Origin of the sequence: Caballeronia choica (assembly GCF_001544535.1) — a bacterium.
Taxonomy (GTDB): Bacteria; Pseudomonadota; Gammaproteobacteria; order Burkholderiales; family Burkholderiaceae; genus Caballeronia; species Caballeronia choica.
The window spans coordinates 1-913 of sequence record NZ_FCON02000521.1 but is presented as its reverse complement, the minus strand read 5'-3'; the positions used below and the strand labels follow the sequence as shown (position 1 = coordinate 913).

Here is a 913-nt window from a genome sequence, read left to right as displayed (position 1 = left end):
TCGTAGCCGTAGGCGCCGATACCGTACTGCGGGTCGGGCGTGATGTTGCTGCTGACGATCGTCCCGAAAGGCGACGCCAATCCCAAACCGCCCGCGAATGGAGTGCCACCCTTCGGCGCCGTGTGGCAGCCCGCGCAGTCTCCGGCCTTCGCGAGATAATCGCCGCGCGCAATCAGGGCCGCGTCGTCAGCAGGCGTGGCTTGCACAACCGGCCGAAATTCGACCTGACGCTCGCTATCGTTTGTCTCCGCAATCCCGGCGCTCGCCATGAGGCCCGACGCGAATAGCGGCACAATGATCGCTCGAAGTCTGGACATGGGTTCACCACCTCGCGCATGGCGACACAAACAGGGCCGCCATTGCTGTCAGCAGCAGTCCGAGCATGAAGACCGGACTGCCGAGGAGGCCGACCAGCGCGAGAAATCGCGAGCGTCGTCCAGGCTCCGGCAAACCTGCTGCAAGGTCGGAACATTCGCTTCGGACCGTCCGCCAGCACGTCCATGCCGCGACCAAACCCGCGAGACTGAGTACAAAACACGCCGCGCTGACCATGGCAACGAGGTGCAAGAGCGACGTGAGTTCCGGAGCGGACAAAGGGTGTCCCATCGGAAAGCAGGCGTGCGAAGCTAACGCTTCGCTCGTGCAGATTTGAATGATCCATGCGAGCGGTGCAGCAACCAGTCCGGCCAGGAGGAACACTGGCCGAACCCGGGCGTGCTTCGGTCCCGGATGAGTCTCGCGCCGCGATCGGTCGACGCCGTCGGAGGGCGGCGTCGCAGAACCGGACGGCGGCCGAACCATCTGCGCAAACACGTTCATTCTCCTAAAGCACGTAAGGCGACAAGTACAGCGTCGTAAAGATGAACAACCACACGACGTCCACGAAGTGCCAATACAGCCCACCGATCGTTAG

The 913-nt window shown here is 63.0% G+C and carries 1 protein-coding gene and 1 pseudogene; both read right to left on the bottom strand.

Annotated elements, in window-relative coordinates:
- Positions 1-317, bottom strand: a pseudogene (locus AWB68_RS50640) (hypothetical protein); the annotation flags it as partial.
- 506 nt (positions 318-823) lie between these two features.
- On the bottom strand, positions 824-913 hold a 90-nt coding region (locus AWB68_RS45455), incomplete at its 5' end, for a cytochrome c oxidase subunit 3 (protein ID WP_200828797.1).